Raw genomic sequence first — 15,785 nt, forward strand, 5'->3', positions numbered from 1 at the left:
CAATCTACAACGTGTTAAGGGCTTGCTGAATGGTGACTCAGGTCATAAAGATCATGAAAATGGAAAATAAAAGAAGAGGGCGAAATGCTGGAATTATTACATTCGGCTGTAGTCGTAAAAGCGAAGATTTTTCACCTTTAATAATATGTAAATATAAAAAAATTCGAGTGGTTAGGAAAGGTAGGGTAGGTAAAAATACCGGAAAGGTTGTTGGTTCTGATGTCGTTTACGAGCAAAAAAAAGTTGATTCTGCAAAGGCGATTCTCGACAAGTCCGCTGAAACTAATCGAAACTTATTAATCGCATTTTATGCATTGCTTCCACTACTTATTGTTTTTTGTTTAAGTGTGACTGATGAAATGCTGCTAAATGGCAGTGCAACGATTCGGGTGCCTCTATTAAGTGTGGATTTGCCAATATTAGCTTTTGCGCTAATTGCCCCACTGTTGCTTACGGCAATTCACTTTGATCTCTTGCATAATTTGAACGAACACAGTCGTAAATTGGCAAATTGGGTCAATCTGTGGCTGGCTCTTAATAAAGAGAGGGATTCTGATTGGAGGGGTAAAGTAAGAGAAAAATTAAGAGATAGCATTGGATGGAGATTTGGAAAATTTATTTTGAAAAAAAGGAAAAATGCAATAAGTGAAAAAAGTGCAAAAAATAAAAACCAAGAAAAAAAAGAAATTTCTCGAAATTGCTACCCTTTTATTTACGATTATGCATGGATTTATGAGAAAAAAATGGGGCATAAAAACTCAAGTGTGCATTTATTGCCACTGCTTTGTTGGATGTTATATTGTTGGATACCATTTTCTGCATTATTGATTTTTATGATTAAATTTTCAGCTCTTCAAGATTACATTTATACTGGATGGCATGTTTTGCTATTGATTCTAGATTTTGTTTGGATTCGTAAATTTTGGCCTCCATTTGTTAATCAACAATATATTTCAAAATTTATTCTAAATACAATTTCTCTAACTCCAAGTTTATGGTTTTTTTCTCTTTATTGCAGTATCTTGTATTGTACAGATGAGAAAAGGTTGAATTCAGCTGGGGACTCTTTTGCAAAAAAATATGTTGAGTATGCATTGGAGGTTGAGTCTAATAATAAGCAAAATTTTTCATTTTCTATTGTTCCTCGAATTTCTATACCAGGATATCAATTGTTTTCGAAGCAGGAGGTTCTGCAAATGAAGCATGGAAGTAATGAAAAAAAATTAGATGGGCGAGATTTTAAGTTCGTTTATGCTAAACAAGGAAAAGATTTTAGTGGTCGACGTTTTGCATTTGCGGACTTTTCTGGAGGGGATTTTCAAAGCTCCTCATTGGAGATGTCTGTATTATGTTTTGCAAAGCTTAATGGTATAAATCTTGAAAATTCGCAACTTTCGAATATAAACATGTATGGGGCAACTTTGAATGAGGCGAAATTTCAAAGGGCAAATCTGGAAAATTCAAATTTTCAACGAGCAAGTTTAATAAGAGCAGATTTTCAAGGGGCAAATTTAAAAAAAGCTCAGTTGCAGCATGCAACATTGGAGAATTCTTTGTTATATGGTGCTTATCTATATGAGGCTCAAATGCAATACTCCATTGCAACAGGAGCACATTTTGAGGGAGCGATCCTGGACTATGTTCAGCTTCAGGATTCAAGCTTGGATTTGGCATCTTTGCAAGGGGCAAGGTTGAATTTTGCGCAATTGAATAATTCAGGGCTTGAGAAAACAAAATTTAGTGGTGCATACGTAGAAGGATCTGCCTTTGATGGTAGTAACTTGTCTCTGAGTGAAGGATTTGATGCTAGTTATGGAAACTATAGTTTTGATGCGATATGCAATCCTATAAATAATGAAGGTAATTTAACAGATAGATTTGGTAGGAAAAGATCTAATCTTAAGGGCTGCCTTCCTGCTTCATCCCAGATGCTTCCAATACAAAGTAAAGGAAATTTCATGTACTATTGGATGGAAAAAGTATGTGAGAATGAGTATACTTTTAAAAGCATGTTATTACATCATCCTCATATCATCACAGATCAGGATTTGGATGAATGGATTAAAAAACATAATAAATGTAGCGCATATATTAAATATATTGATAGAGGGTGATTTTTGGGAATTAGAATGTAAGCGCCCAACAGCCCCATCTCCCCAGCCCATAAAAACCAGCGCATGCTATGCCCATCAAAAAGGAGGCATAGGATGCACAGCAAATCACGCAAACAACGCAGGGAAGAATGGCTCGCGCACGTAAGGGCATGGCGCTTGAGCGGGCAAACGCAAACCGCATATTCCCGTCAGCATGAAATCAATCTGCCGGTCCTGCAATATTGGATCAAACGCAGCCGCACGACAGCAGAGCACAGCGCGCCGCTAACGCTGGTCGCCACGCAAGCGCCAGCCGACGTCATGCCGGCTTCCCCCGCTGGCCATCTCACCCTCGAAAGCGGAGTGCAGCGCCTGCATATTCCGCTGCATGTCACGCCGCAATGGCTGGCCGCATTACTGCGGGAGTTGGCATGAGTTGGCCGCAGCCTGGGCAAATTTGGCTGGTGCAAGAGGCGATTGATATGCGCGCCGGCATCGACAGTCTGGCCGCCCGTATTCAACACACCTTGGGACGCACGCCCAGCGACGGCGCGGCGTATGTGTTTCGCAATCGGCGCGCAAACCGTCTCAAGGCGCTGGTGTTTGACGCCAGCGGCATTTGGCTGTGTCAACGCCGTTTGCATCAAGGCGGCTTCACCTGGCCCGAAGCTGACGCACAACTTTTTATACTCAATCCTGCGCAATGGGAATGGCTTTGCAAAGGCGTCGATTGGCGCCGTTTGAGCGCGGATCGCATCCCGGATTGGCTGTATTAAAGCGCATTTTTGCAGCCATCGCATGGGCGCTTTCTCAAGCAGGAAAACACATGAAAAAAACCGCAAAAATCATGCCGTTTGCACAGAGCAATACACCGGCAAATGCTACACTTAGCGCATGGATTTCACTGCGCAAAAACACCGCTTGCAACACGCCGAAGGCATCCCGTCCCCGCTGCGGGAAGAGCTGCTGGCGCTGCTTGAGCAAGCCGCGCACGTCGAGCAAAATGCGTCCGCATTCGCGCAACGCGCCGCGCACGCCGAGCAAAAAGTCACATTGCTCGCACAGCAAGCCGCGCACGCAGAACGGCACGCTGCGCAACTGCAACAGCACAACGAAAGACTCCAGCAAGAAGTCGCGTATTTGCGCCGCATGCGTTACGGCGTCAAGAGCGAGCGGGTGGTGGATAGCCATCAGCGCAGCTTGTTCGAGGAAGACATTGAAGCCGACCTTGAAGCTGCGCAAGTCGAGTTGGATAAACTCGCGGCTGCGTCCCGGCAAGCCAAGCCGGCCAAGCAAAGGCGTCCCGGACGCCTGCCGTTGGCGGCGCACTTGCCGCGCGAAGACGTGTTGCACGAGCCGGCCAGTTACGACTGCCCGGAATGCGGCAAAGCGATGCGCAAAATTGGTGAAGATGTCACCGAAAAATTATCGGTGCAGCCCGCTGTGTTCAGCGTCAAGCGCCACCGCTATCCGAAATACGCCTGTCACGCTTGCCAAGCCATTCATCAAGCGCCAAGTGCGCCCTCGATTATTGACGGTGGCGGCGTCGAACACGATGTGCTGGCCTGGCTGGCGGTGGCGAAATACATCGATCATCTGCCGCTGTATCGCCTGGAACAGATCGGCGCACGCCATGAGGTTGCCTTGTCGCGCACCAAGCTGGCGCAGTGGGTGGGGCGTTTGGGCGTGGCGCTGGCGCCGCTGGCTGATCGCTTGGCCGAATTGCTGCGCCAGCGGCAATGCTTGCATGCCGATGAAACGCCGGTGGCGCAATTGGCGCCGAAGACGGGTAAAACCGAGCGCGGTTATCAATGGGTGTATCGCAGCAATGATCTGGAGCCGGGGCCGCGCATTGTGGTGTACGACTATCAGCCTTCGCGGAAGGGACAGCATGCGCGCAACATGCTGGATGGTTGGCGTGGCTATCTGATGGTGGATGCGTACTCCGGCTATGATGCCTTGTTTACTGGCGGCGTGGTGGAGCTGGGCTGCATGGCGCATGCGCGACGAAAATTCTTTGATTTGCATGCGACGCAGCCAACGCCGATCACGACCGAAGCCTTATTCCGCTTTGGCCAGCTGTACGAAATTGAGCGCGAAGCCAAGGAGATGAGCATCGAAGACCGCGCGGCCTTGCGACGACGAAAGAGCATACCATTGTTGACGGAGTTCGAGGCGTGGCTCACAGAAATCGGGGCCAGGGCGTCACCGTCCTCCGGCTTGCAAAAAGCGGTCATGTACACCATCAGCCGTTGGGCTTCGCGGGTGCGTTATGCGCACAGCGGCGATTTGCCGATTGACAATAATCCGGCAGAAAACGCCTTGCGCCCGATCGCTATCGGACGTAAGAATTGGCTGTTTTACGGCACCGAGCGCGCCGGCCACCGCGCATCAAGCATTATGTCTTTACTGACAACTGCCAAACTCAATGGCCTGGAACCGTATGCCTGGCTACTGGATACCCTCAATAAATTACCCACTTGGCCTACCAGCAGACTGGATGAGTTATTGCCGCTCGCGCCACTGCCTCAAGTTTGAAGGGGGGGCGTGGGCGCGTTGGGCGGTTACATTAGAATGCTATCGGATGCTTTCCGATAATCAATCCGAAAGTGGATATTGGAGCAAACAGTTGTAGTAATACATGCATATCAGCAATTTTCCTTGCTTGCGGGAGTATCAGTCTTCAGCCTGCAAAGGCAGCCACACCACAAACCGGCTGCCTGCGCCCGGGGTGCTGTGGACTTCAATCTTGCCGCCGTGTTGCTCGACAATGCGGCGCGTGACGCCCAAGCCTAAGCCGCAGCCCTGGCCCTCGCTTTGGGTGCTGTAAAACGGTTGGAAGATCTGCTCCATTTGTTCCGGTGTGATGCCGCAGCCATTATCCTGCACCCAGACTTGCAAGCCTTGATCGACTTGACGCAGGCCGATTTCCAGTTCGCCCCGGTAGGCCATGGCTTGCAAGGCGTTGTGGATCAGGTTGGCCCAGACTTGATTGAGCTGGTCCGGCTGACACAGCAGGGGCGGGCAAGGCTCGTAATGCCGCTTCAGACGCACGCCCTTGTCTTCATCCAGAAAGTGGCGGTACAGCGTGAGCACATTTTCCAGACTTTGCTGCAAGTCGCATACGCTCATCGCGCTGTCGCCTTCTTCGTGGGCGAAGGAACGCAGCGCGTACACAATTTTGCCCACCCGCGCCACCGCCTGAGCGATATTCCCGGCGTGCTGCAGGATTTGCGCAGTGTCGCGCGCGGCTTGCAGCAGGCACGGCGCGTCTTGCCGGCGCAGCAGCGGCAGCAATTCGTGCAGCGGCTGTTGGCAGTCCAGATCATGCAGCAATTCGGCAATCCGGCGCGCTTGTGCAATTCCCAGCTGCTCCAATAACTGGGCCGATTGGCGCAGTAATTCGCGCCGCGTGCGGCTGTTGTGCGCGCTCAGGCTGGCCGGGTCTTGCAGGCTTTGCAGGGCGTGTTGACAAAGTTGCAGCACGCTGGCGCGCATATCCGGCTCCAGGCTTTGCAGCAGCGCGGGGAAGTCGCGCAGGATGGCCGGCAATTGGCTGGCGATTTGATGCGCGCTGGAGTTGATCGCGCCCACCGGGGTGTTGACTTCATGCGCCACGCTGGCCACCAATTGCCCCAGCGCCGCCATTTTTTCCGCATGAATCAATTGCATCTGATTTTCTTGCAGCTCGTGCAGGCTGTGATTGAGGGCGGCGTTGGCGTCAAACAGGGCATGGTTTTTTTGCGCCAGTTCTTCGGTGCGCTCACGCACCGCTTGTTGCAGCTGGCTTTGCTGACGGCGCAGGGCCACGGTGCGCCATTGCACCAGGGCGGCCACGCCTTCCACCAGGCATAGCGCGAGCAGGGTGTAAAACCAGGCGCTTTGATGCCAGCGCGGGTGGATTTGCAATTCCAGGCGGCGCACCTTGCCCCATTCACCCTGCGCTTGCGCGCTGCGCAATTCGAGCGTGTATTCTCCCGGGGCCAGATTGGTCCAGCGCAAGTCTTGCGTGGCCGGGCTTTCCTGCCAGGGGGCCGGGGCGCTCCAGGGCCAGCGCCAGCCTTGCAGGCGCCAGCCGATTTTGCCGCTTTGCGGCGCGCCATAGTCGGGGGCCGCCATTTCCAGCCGCAGACTGTCGGCGGATGGGCCGAGTTCGAGCCGCTGCTGTTCATGCCAGCGCCCCGCCGGCAGGGGTTGCGCGCCGGCATGCAGGCCGGAAATGATGCTGGCCGGACGCAGTTTCTTGCTCTGTATGCCGCCGGCGGGAATCAGGCTGACCCCGCCCACGCCGCCAAACAGCAGGTCGCCATTGCCCAGCAGCGCGCCGCTGTTCCAATAAATCCCGATCACATCGCCGTCCGCGCTGCCATAGCTTTGCACTTGCAGGCTGCGCGGATCAATCGAGGCGATTCCGCTATTGGTGGAAACCCAGATTTTACCGGTGGCGTCGGCCAGAATTTTTTCCGCCTGGTCGTCCGGCAAACCTTGCCGGCTGCCGATATGGCTGAGCGTGTGCGGCCCCTCTTCCTGCAAGATGTCATGCAGCAGATCAATCCCGCCGCCCAGCAGACCAACCCATAAACGCTGTTGCGCGTCGGCATACAGGGTGGCGATGAAGGGGCCGCTCAAGCGCAGCGCGGTTGGATTTTGGTCAGGGACGGCTTTGCCGCTGGCCGGCAGCGCTGCGCCGCTGTGGGCGATGCGGCGCAATTCCTGGCTGGCGGGACGCCAGCGGTACAGATTGCCGCTGATGGCGCCCAGCCATAATTGGCCACGGCTGTCTTGCGCCATCGAGACAATCGCTTCGCGTTGCAGCGCCTCTGTGCCGGCTGGACGTTGCAGCTGGCCGCTGGCGTCGCTGTGCCACAGGCCGTCGCCGGCGCCGATCCAAACCTGGGCCGCATCCAGCAGCATGGCGCGCACCGACAGCGGCTGACTGCGGCCGGCGATGGACAAGGCTTGCGGCGGCGCGCCTTTGCGTTGCCGGTATAAACCCTGATCCGTGCCTATCCACAATACCCCGCCATGCGTGTCAGCCTGGTGCGCCAGAGCGTAGATGCGCGCCGCCGGCAAGCCGTTTTGCGGCGCCTTGCTGTGTTCAATCCGGCTGCCGCCATGTTCCCAGCTGATGTTGGCGAGTGCGCCGTCATCCATGCCCAGCCACAGTTCGTGGCGGCTGTGTGCAATCGCGCTGACTGTGCTGCGCGCGCGCGGCACGGCGGCCCCGCGCAGGGTTTGGATGCCGTCATTGCCGCCCAGTCTGCGCTGCAAGCCGGCCCAGGTCGCCAGCCACACCAGCCCATGCCGGTCGCGCAGAATGTCGCTGACCATATCGTCGGCCAGTCCGGCGGGGCGGCCTTGCACATGGCGCACTTCGCGCACCTGCAGACTGTGGGCGTCGATCTGCAAGATGCCCTGGCCGCTGCTGCCGACCCAGATTTCGCCCGGACTGGTTTCGGCGATGCTCAAAATCGCTGTATCGCGCCAGCTCTCGGGCAGGCGCACTTCGCGCGCTTCGCCGCGCGTTTCAATCAAATACAGTTTGCCGCTGCGGCTGCCGGCCCAGATCCGCCCCAGCTTGTCTTGCGCCAGCGCCAACAGCACGCCGGCATGGCTGGGCAGGGAAATCGCTTGCAGGCGCGGTTCACGCAGATGCACATAAAACAGACCTTGCGCGCCGCCCAGCCATAAACGGCCATCCGCGCCGCGCAATAATGTGCGCGCGCCGACGCTGTTCAAGGCGCGTTCCAGTTCAAGCGGGGGCGCTTGGCGCTGGCCGTTTGCGTCTAAGTGGTCAAGGCCGGCGCGGGTGGCGATCCACATGCCGCCGCTGTTATCCGGGGCCATGGAAAAGACGCCGGGGTGGCGCAAACCCTGTGCGCCGATGCTGCTGCGGATAAAGCGCCCCTGCGCCGCTTCAAAACGGGAAACCCCGGCCCCAATCGAGCCGATCCAAATCCGTCCCAGACTGTCAGCGCGCACGCTGGTGATGAAGTTTTCCTGCAAGCTGTAGGGATCTTCCGCATCATGTTTGAAGGCGCGCATGCGCAAGCCGTCAAAGCGCGCCAGCCCGGCCCCGGAGCCGATCCAGATCATGCCCTCGCCATCTTGCGCCAGCGAATTGGCGAATTCGCTGACCAGCCCTTGTTCCCGGCCATAGTGGGCAAACACCGGCTCGCTTAAATGCGCCAGGGCGGCGCGCGCGGCGCTTTGCGCATACGCCGGCAGCTGGAGGCACAGCCATAACAGCAGACAGAGTTGGAGCGCGCGCCTCATACCGCCTCCGCTGGCGCTTTGAGCGGCAGGAATACGCAAAACGTGGCCCCGGCTCCCGGCTCGCTGTGGACTTCGATTCTGCCGTGGTGCGCGGCGATGATTTTTTGCGCAATCCCCAGCCCCAGGCCGGTGCCTTCGCCCAGCGGCTTGGTGGTGAAAAAGGGATCGAAAATGCGCTCCCTGATTTCCGGCGCGATGCCGCAGCCGCTGTCGCTGATGGCCACCATCACTTCGTCGCCGCACTGACGCAGTTGAATGCGCAGGCGGCCTTTGTGCTGCATCGCCTGCAGTGCGTTATGGATCAAATTGGTCCAGACCTGGCTCAGGGCGTCGGGCTGGCATTCGATTACGGGAACTTCTTCGTATTCGCATTCCAGCTCAATGCCGCGCCCCGGTTTGAGTTGATGCTGATACAGGGTCAAGACGGTTTCCAGGGTGTCGCGCAAATTCACCGCCACGCGCAGGCCCAGGCTGTCGGCGCGTGAAAAATTTTTCAGCGCCAGCACCAGTTTGCTGACTTTTTCGACGGCGGCGCTGATGGTGTCGAGGTTGCCGCACAGCAGGGCGAGTTGGCACAGCTGCTGCAAGACCGCTTCCGCCTGCGCGCTGCGCAACAGCGGCAGACATTCTTCCAGCATGTTTTCGGCTTGAATCGCCAGCAATTGCTCGGCGCGGCGCGGGGCCGGGTTGATTTCCAGCGCTTGCAGGCGGCTGCTCAATTCACGTTGCGCGGCGCGCGCCTCGCGTGTGCTGCGCACCGCGCGCGGGCGGCAGGCGCAGGCCAGCAGGCGCAGGCACAGCGCCAATTGTTCTGCCGGCAGCGTAAGCAAGAGTTGCGGCCAATGCAGCATGGTTTCCGGCAGTACTTCCTGCATCAGGTCGCCGCTGGACTTGATCGCCCCCAGCGGATTATTGATTTCATGCGCCACATGCGCCACCAGCTGGCCGAGGGAGGCCATTTTTTCAGCCTGGATCAATTGGTTTTGCGCGGCTTGCAAATCCTGCAGGCTGACCGCCAGCGCCGCATTGGCTTCTTCGGTGCGCATTTTTTCCTGCATCAGCTCATCGGTGCGGCGCAAAATCAGCGCATTGGCTTGCTCCAGCCGTGAAAAGGCTTGCGCATTGTGCAATGCAATCGCGCCATAGCCGCACAGGGTGCGGAAGATCAGGCGTTCGCGCTCGCCAAAAGCCTGCTGCCGCTCGCTTTGCACCGAGAGCACGCCGACCACTTTTTGATCCACCAGAAGCGGTGCGAACAGCGCTGAATGCATCACCCGGGTGCCGGGAATATGACTGGGCGGAACTTGATCGGATGGCGTTTCGGCCAGAATTTCACGCTGTTCGCGCACGGCGCGCGCGGCCAGCGATTCGCTGTCATGCAAATCGATTTCATGGGCTTCGACGGTTTTGCCGTGCTCGACTTCAAACAGCGACTCCAAAGCGGCGCCGCTGGCATTGACGCGGTACAGCGCCACGCAATGCGCCTGCACCAGCGAACTCATATACAAATAAATCGATTGAAACACGGTTTGCGCATCCAGGCTGGCGGCGATTGCGCGCCCGATATCGCTTAATTGCTCCAGCGTGCTGGCGGCTTGCTCCAATTCGACATTCGCGTCATTTAATGCCTCATTGGCCTGATTCATGCGCGTATTGGCGTCGTGCAGCGCTTGATTGGCGCTTTGCAACTGTTCGCTGCGGCGGCGCAGATTGCGGGTGCGCCAGCATACCAGCATGGCGATTGCGCTGATGGCGCCCAGCGTATAAACCAGGCGCGCCCACCAGGTTTGATGCCAGGCTGGCAGCACTTCAATTGCGATATTGCGTTCTTCACCCCAGATGCCGTTGCGGCCCATCGCTTTGAGGCGCAATTTATATTGTCCCGGCGGCAGATTGGTCCAGGCCGGGTTGCGGCGGCCGCTATGGCCCTCCTGCCAGGCCGGGTCCCAGCCTTCCAGCCACCAGCCGACGCGATTGACCGCCGGCTCGGAGTAATCCAGCGCCGCAAGTTCGAGCGACAAGCTGTTTGCATGCGGCTGGATTTGCAATACTTTGCCTTGCCGCAGGTAGGGACGGGAGGGCAGCGCCTGATTGCCAACCCGCAGTTCCGACACCAGCGGCAGCGCGCGCGGGCGCCAGGGCGGCGGCGTATCGCGCACCACGCTGATCCCGCCATTGCCGCCAAACAGCAGCACATCGTCATAGCGTAATCCGCTGTTGGTGCGATACACCCGGATGGCGTCGCCATCGGCGCGCAACAGCGGATGCACATTCAGATTGCGGCTGTCGATCCAGACCAGGCCGGCCCCGGTGGCGGCCCAGATTTTGCCATCAGCGGCTTGCAGGATTTTTAAGACCTGGGGATTGGGTAAGCCTTGTTGGGCGTCAATGCTGCGCAAAAGTTGTGCTGCCGGTTTGCTTGTTTCTCCGCCCGGCCCGGGCCTCAACACCGCCATGCCGCCACCTTGCGTGCCGACCCAGATTCTGCCGTCGGCATCTTGCATCAGAGCGCCGATGGAATTGCTGGCGATTTCCAGCACGCCGGGCGCAGTCTTGTCGTCTTTGCGGCGCGCGGCGATTGCATGCGCTTGCTTGCCGTCGAATAAAAACAGTCCGTCAGACATGGTGCCAATCCATAAGCGCTGCTGGGCGTCGCACAGCATCACGCTGACATGCATGTGGTTTAAGGCTTCGCTGCCGCTTTGTCTGAATAAACCCTGACTTTTGTTGTAGCGCCATAGGCCATGGCTGGAGCCGACCCAGATTCCGCCGCAGGCTTGCGCAATGCTCCAGATAATTGTGTTTTCTCCCATGCCGGGCAGGGTAATCGGCTGTATTTTGCTTAAGCTGGCATCGCTGCGATACAGTCCATTGCGGGTGCCCAGCAGCAAGTCTTGTTGATCCTGCTGCACCGCATTAATCCGCACCTGGGGCAGATTGAAACTGCCCGGCGCATGCAGTTTGACCGCGCCATCCGGTTTGATGTTGATCAGTGCGCCATTGTCCTGGCCCAGCCACAGGCTGCCATCGGATTGCCGGGTGATGGCGGTGACCGCGCTGCGCGCAGCGCCGCTGATCGGTGTGGAAATGGTTTGAATCAACTCGCTTTGGCCGATACGCTGATTCAAACCGCCCCAGGAGCCAAGCCACAAGACGCCGCTTTTATCGCGCATGATGGCGGTCACTGAGTTATCCAGCAGGCCCAGTTTGGCCCCGGCTTGATAGCGCAGATTGCGGCTGCTGAGAGTTTTGCTGTCAATCCGCAAAAGGCCCTGGCCGTCTGAGCCGGCCCAGATTTCTCCCAGCGAGGCTTCATACAAACTCCACCAACGGGTTTGCTGCAGGGCAGGGGGCAGGCGCAAGGCTTGAATTTGCGTATTTGCCGGGTCCAGCACAAAAATCCCGGCGGCTTTGCTGCCGATCCAGATCCGGCCATCGCTGCTTTGCGTGAGCGACCAGATTTCAGGCTGTTCAATCACGCCCGGCAAGGGAATGTGCCGTATCGGCTTGCCTTCGCCGTCGATTTGGTACAAGCCGCGCATGCTGCCTATCCAAATTGAGCCGCCGACATCGTGCAGGACGGCGCGCACGCCGCCAGGCGGCAGCGCTTTGCCGATGCCGGCGCTGAAATGTTCCAGGCGCAAGCCGTCTTTACTCAAGTGGTCCAGCCCGCCCATGCTGCCGACCCACATGCCGCCCATATTATCTGCCGACAGCGCATAGACGGCGCCATTGCTGACGCCTTGCGCATCAATCCCGAAGCGGATAAAGCGCTCGCTTTGCGCATCGTAGCGCGCCACGCCGCCGCCCATCGCCCCGACCCATAAGCGCCCCATGATATCGGTCTGCAGCGTCACCACCAGATTTTCCGGCAGGCTGTAGGGATTGCCTGCCTCCTGCTTCCAGAGGCGAAAGCGCATTCCGTCCCAACGCACCAGGCCGCCTTCTGTGCCTATCCACAAATATCCATCGCCGTCTTGCGCGAGCGCATTCACAAATTCGTGCGGCATGCCTTGTTCCTGCCCCAATTGTAAAAACGCCGGACGGATCAAATCATCCCAGGGCTGGGCCGCAGCATGTTTGGGAAACAGGATAAAAATGAAAAATTGAAAGAAAGAAAAGCCAAAAAGAGCAGCGCATATCAGAGCGCGCCGGCGCTTGATGCTGGCAAGTGTGACATGCGGCTGAGGACTGGCTGGGACGCGCGTCATCTCCGTATCCTTAGGGCTGAGCGGATTGGGGCGCAGCTCATATTTGCTGCTCATCATAACGCCAATTTTGCGGATGGGGCAGGTTTTTGCGGGACAGTTTTTATCACACACTGCATCAAGCCTGGCTGTGTCATGGTGCGGCTGGCGGGATGGGGATTAAAAGCATAGGTTTGTACGCGGCATTGGCCGCTGCCATTTGCGCTCATTGCAAGCGCATGGCCGGCAGGACATCCACATGCGCCAAACTCGGGCGCGGGGCAAAGCACTTTTTGCATTTCCAGCAGCCCAACGAGCGTTGCAAGGCGAACGGCCCGTCAAAATACTGCTGACAGTTGTGCAGTATATATATGTGATGCCCTTGTTTCCCCTCCCCATACGCGCTGCGACTGCGCGCCTGCCCCCCTTCTGCGGAAAAAGACCGTGTTTGCCCGGCTGTTTGCCGGTTTGTTTTGCTCTGCTGCAATCAATAATCCATCCTGAGCGCTCGCAATCCGGGCGTATGGCTGAATCGTTGCGCATTGAGATGGAGTCTGCAGACAATCTGCGGGGAGAGCAGCATGAATGTGAAAAAATTTATCGCCGCCACATCGCGCGAAGCCTTGCGCAAGGTGCGCGAGGCCTTGGGGCCGGATGCGGTGATTTTGTCGAATCGCGCCGTGGAACAGGGCGTGGAAATTCTGGCCTTGGCCAGTGAAGATATTTCTTCTCTGGCGCAGCCGGCGGCGGATGAGGCGGCGCAAGAGGTGCATGAGCTGGACGGCGTGCCCAGTCAGGCGCGCGGGCATGCCGACCGGGGGCGCGCTTTGTTGCGCCCTGAGTCGCGCGAACGGCGCCCGGAGCCGCGTCAGGACAGCCGGGATATCAGGCAGGATGCGCGTCAGGATTACCGCCAGGAGGTGCGGCAGGAAGTGCGGCAGGAGGTGCGGCAGGAACCGCGTTTCGGCTGGGGCGAGGAAGAAGATGATGAGGGCGGCGAGGCCGGCGGCCTGCCGCCTATGCATGCGCCGCTGTTGGCGAATGTCCCCACGTATCAAACCAGCGCGCAGGCGCAAAGCCATAATGCGCTCGGGCTGGGGCAGGTCTCGAGTATGGCGGAATCGCTGGAAATGGCGCGCCGCGTGAATCAGGGCGCGGGTCAGGCTCAGGCGCCGGGCAATCTGGCCGGCAGCCGCGCCGAGAGTTTCGCCAGCCGCGCCGGTGCGCAAACCATGCGCGGGCAGCAGCCGGAACGTATGCAATCCGAACGTATGCAGCCGGAACGCATGGCCCCTGAGCGGGTGCAGGAGCGCGCCGCGCCGCGCAGCCGCAGTGACAGCGCGGTGCGCCAGGCGGCCCCGGCAGCGGCGCCGGCTCAGGCCGCGCAGCCGGTGCGCAATTGTGAGACGGAAATGGCGGAAATGCGCAACGAGATCCGCGCCATGCGCGATCTGATGGAAACCCAGTTGGCGGAAATCGCCTGGGGCGCGACGCAAAAACGCGAGCCGCATAAGGCGCAAGTGCTGCGCGAATTGCTGAGTGCGGGCTTTTCACCGAATCTGTCCCGCTTCTTAACGGAAAAAATGCCGCAGGCCGGTAATGAAGAGCAGGCCATGCAATGGATTCGCGGGGTGTTGGAGCGCAATATTCAAACCCTGAAAAATGAGCATGAAGTGTTGGAAAAAGGCGGCGTGTTCGCTCTGGTCGGCCCGACCGGGGTTGGCAAAACCACCAGCACCGCCAAGCTGGCGGCGCGTTGCGTGATGCGGCATGGCGCCGACAAGCTGGCCCTGATCACCACTGACGGCTACCGTATCGGCGGGCATGAGCAATTGCGCATCTACGGCAAAATTCTGGGCGTGATGGTGCACAGCGTGAAAGACGAAAGCGATTTGCGCATCGCTTTGCGCGAGTTGCGCGGCAAGCATACGGTTTTGATCGACACCATTGGCGTCAGCCAGCGCGATCAGATGGTGCAGGAACAGGCCGCCATGCTGGCCGCCGCCGATGAGCCGGTGCAGCGTTTGCTCTGTCTGAACGCGACTTCCACCGGCGAAACCCTGCATGAAGTGGTGCGCGCGTATCAGGGGACGGGGCTGGCGGGGGCGATTTTGACCAAGCTGGATGAAGCCGCCACCATTGGCAATGCGCTGGATGTGGTGATCCGTCACAAATTGTTGTTGTATTACGTCGCTAACGGCCAGCGTGTGCCGGAAGACCTGCACCTGGCTGAACGTCAATTCCTGCTTGACCGCGCATTGCGCAATAACAACAGCGCCAATCAGCTGCAAGATGCTGAATTGCCGCTGGTGATGGCGATGGCGCGGCAGCGTGAGGACAATCGCTCGATGGAGGTGCGCCTTGGCTAATTTCGATTTCGATCAGGCCGAGGGCCTGCGCCGCATGCTGGCCGGGGCGCGGCCACGGATTGTCACTTTTCTTTCCGCCACTGATCAGGAAGACCGCAGCGCGATGCTGGTCAATCTCTGCGCCTCGCTCTCAGACACCGGCACCGATGTGGTTTTGCTCGACACATGTTGCCATAGCCGCAGCGTGGCCAACCGGCTCGGTCTGGCGCAAGGCCCGGCGCTGTCCGATCTGGCGCAACACGCGTGCGAGCTGGATCAAATGCTGCGCCAGGCGCCGCAAGGCTTTCAAGTGGCGACGCTGGCGCCGCACAGCATCAACCCGCGCCGCCTGCTGCCGGCGGCCAGACAAGCCTTGAATCAAGCCTTTTCCACTCTGTGCAAACGCGCCAGCGTACTGGTGCTGGAGGCGGAATTTGATCCGGCCTGCGGTTTTGCCTTGCCAGCCATGGCTGAAAATGAGATCGTGCTGCAGGTATCCAACAGCGCGCGTTCAATAAAAGCCGGCTATGCATTGATCAAAAGCATCAGTCTTACCCTTGGCCGCCGTCCTTTCGGTATACTGGTGACGGGCGCCAGTGAAAGCGAAGCAAAACTGGTATACGATAATATGGCCCGGGCAGCGAGCCGGTATCTGGCGGTGGAATTGAAATCAATGGGCAGTGTGCCTGCTGATGAATATGTCTATCGTGCGGCGCGCCTGGGCAAGGCGGTGATCGATGCTTTTCCCTTGGCGGGGGCATCGGTTGCTTATCGCCGTTTGGCAGGCCGCCTGCGTGTGGTTCCAGGATGGCCGCAGATGGCTGGCGAGCGGGGCGGGGCGTTTTCCGCAAGGCTTGCCGGAACTTGATAGCCACAACCAT

9 protein-coding genes are annotated in these 15,785 nt (G+C 57.6%); 7 read left to right on the plus strand and 2 right to left on the minus strand.

Annotated features, from left to right (window positions below):
• Positions 1–53 precede the first annotated feature (53 nt).
• The 4 genes from V8J88_RS05970 to V8J88_RS05985 all read left to right on the plus strand — a co-directional run bounded on the left by V8J88_RS05970 (position 54) and on the right by V8J88_RS05985 (position 4,631).
• Complete coding sequence (locus V8J88_RS05970; protein WP_338848415.1) at positions 54–2,114, plus strand: pentapeptide repeat-containing protein; 2,061 nt, start codon at positions 54–56, stop codon at positions 2,112–2,114.
• Between the two features lie 93 nt (positions 2,115–2,207).
• A complete protein-coding gene (locus tag V8J88_RS05975) occupies positions 2,208–2,528 on the plus strand; it encodes a hypothetical protein (RefSeq protein ID WP_338845586.1) in 321 nt (106 codons plus the stop codon).
• A complete protein-coding gene (tnpB, locus tag V8J88_RS05980) occupies positions 2,525–2,869 on the plus strand; it encodes an IS66 family insertion sequence element accessory protein TnpB (RefSeq protein ID WP_338845587.1) in 345 nt (114 codons plus the stop codon). The genes V8J88_RS05975 and tnpB overlap by 4 nt, the downstream gene beginning before the upstream one ends.
• Positions 2,870–2,987: 118 nt before the next feature.
• Positions 2,988–4,631: an IS66 family transposase gene (locus V8J88_RS05985; RefSeq protein WP_338845588.1), complete on the plus strand. Its 1,644-nt coding sequence runs from the start codon at positions 2,988–2,990 to the stop codon at positions 4,629–4,631.
• A 138-nt stretch (positions 4,632–4,769) separates the two neighbouring features.
• Here the strand turns inward: V8J88_RS05985 and V8J88_RS05990 are convergent, their stop codons facing one another.
• Both V8J88_RS05990 and V8J88_RS05995 read right to left on the minus strand, forming a co-directional pair.
• The gene (locus tag V8J88_RS05990) at positions 4,770–8,369 is read right to left on the minus strand and encodes an ATP-binding protein (RefSeq protein ID WP_338848416.1); all 3,600 of its coding nucleotides are present in this window, start codon (positions 8,367–8,369) and stop codon (positions 4,770–4,772) included.
• The gene (locus V8J88_RS05995; RefSeq protein ID WP_338848417.1) at positions 8,366–12,379 is read right to left on the minus strand and encodes a two-component regulator propeller domain-containing protein; all 4,014 of its coding nucleotides are present in this window, start codon (positions 12,377–12,379) and stop codon (positions 8,366–8,368) included. The genes V8J88_RS05990 and V8J88_RS05995 overlap by 4 nt, the downstream gene beginning before the upstream one ends.
• A gap of 66 nt (positions 12,380–12,445) precedes the next feature.
• Here V8J88_RS05995 and V8J88_RS06000 point away from each other — a divergent pair, with 66 nt between their 5' ends.
• The 3 genes from V8J88_RS06000 (at position 12,446) to V8J88_RS06010 (ending at position 15,772) form a co-directional block, all read left to right on the plus strand.
• Positions 12,446–12,748 (plus strand): hypothetical protein, encoded by a 303-nt coding sequence (locus tag V8J88_RS06000; protein WP_338848418.1) that lies wholly within the window; start codon positions 12,446–12,448, stop codon positions 12,746–12,748.
• 389 nt (positions 12,749–13,137) lie between these two features.
• Positions 13,138–14,925 (plus strand): flagellar biosynthesis protein FlhF, encoded by a 1,788-nt coding sequence (gene flhF / locus V8J88_RS06005; RefSeq protein WP_338848419.1) that lies wholly within the window; start codon positions 13,138–13,140, stop codon positions 14,923–14,925.
• The gene (locus V8J88_RS06010; protein WP_338848421.1) at positions 14,918–15,772 is read left to right on the plus strand and encodes an antiactivator of flagellar biosynthesis FleN protein; all 855 of its coding nucleotides are present in this window, start codon (positions 14,918–14,920) and stop codon (positions 15,770–15,772) included. Before flhF ends, V8J88_RS06010 begins: the two co-directional genes overlap by 8 nt.
• Positions 15,773–15,785: the final 13 nt, after the last annotated feature.

The sequence above is a fragment of the Massilia sp. W12 genome, assembly GCF_037300705.1.
Taxonomy (GTDB): Bacteria; Pseudomonadota; Gammaproteobacteria; order Burkholderiales; family Burkholderiaceae_D; genus JACPVY01.

Bases quoted from the DNA above. Each gene is read 5' to 3' on its own strand.
- V8J88_RS05970 (WP_338848415.1), top strand. From the start codon at position 54: ATGAAAATGGAAAATAAAAGAAGAGGGCGAAATGCTGGAATTATTACA.
- V8J88_RS05975 (WP_338845586.1), top strand. From the start codon at position 2,208: ATGCACAGCAAATCACGCAAACAACGCAGGGAAGAATGGCTCGCGCAC.
- tnpB (WP_338845587.1), top strand. From the start codon at position 2,525: ATGAGTTGGCCGCAGCCTGGGCAAATTTGGCTGGTGCAAGAGGCGATT.
- V8J88_RS05985 (WP_338845588.1), top strand. From the start codon at position 2,988: ATGGATTTCACTGCGCAAAAACACCGCTTGCAACACGCCGAAGGCATC.
- V8J88_RS05990 (WP_338848416.1), bottom strand. From the start codon at position 8,369: ATGAGGCGCGCGCTCCAACTCTGTCTGCTGTTATGGCTGTGCCTCCAG.
- V8J88_RS05995 (WP_338848417.1), bottom strand. From the start codon at position 12,379: ATGCCGCACGAATTTGTGAATGCGCTCGCGCAAGACGGCGATGGATAT.
- V8J88_RS06000 (WP_338848418.1), top strand. From the start codon at position 12,446: ATGTTTGGGAAACAGGATAAAAATGAAAAATTGAAAGAAAGAAAAGCC.
- flhF (WP_338848419.1), top strand. From the start codon at position 13,138: ATGAATGTGAAAAAATTTATCGCCGCCACATCGCGCGAAGCCTTGCGC.